The organism is Mesorhizobium sp. M1E.F.Ca.ET.063.01.1.1 (assembly GCF_003998155.1).
Lineage (GTDB): Bacteria > Pseudomonadota > Alphaproteobacteria > Rhizobiales > Rhizobiaceae > Mesorhizobium.
Genome location: NZ_RZSC01001776.1, coordinates 1 through 389, shown reverse-complemented (window position 1 = coordinate 389; position 389 = coordinate 1). Strand labels below are relative to the sequence as shown.

Here is a 389-nt window from a genome sequence, read left to right as displayed (position 1 = left end):
CGCCCGGCCCGGTCTCGACCACCCTCGCCGGCATGAAGTTCATCTTCGGCGAGCCGATGAAGCCGGCGACGAAGCGGTTGGCCGGGTCGTCATAGAGATCTAGCGGGGCGCCGATCTGCTCGACATTGCCGGCCTTGAGCACGACGATCCGGTCGGCCAGCGTCATCGCTTCGGTCTGGTCGTGCGTCACATAGATCATGGTGACGCCGAGTTCCTTGTGCAGCCGGGAGATCTCGACCCGCATCTGGACGCGCAGTTCCGCATCGAGATTGCTGAGCGGCTCGTCGAACAGGAAAACTTGCGGCTCGCGCACGATGGCGCGGCCGATGGCAACGCGCTGGCGCTGGCCGCCCGACAATTGCTTCGGCCGCCGGTGCATCAGCTCGGCG

General features: G+C 66.1%; 1 protein-coding gene. It reads right to left on the bottom strand.

Going from position 1 to position 389, the window contains the following annotated elements; translation table 11 throughout:
- On the bottom strand, positions 1-389 hold a 389-nt coding region (locus EOA29_RS40830), incomplete at both ends, for an ATP-binding cassette domain-containing protein (protein ID WP_127222625.1).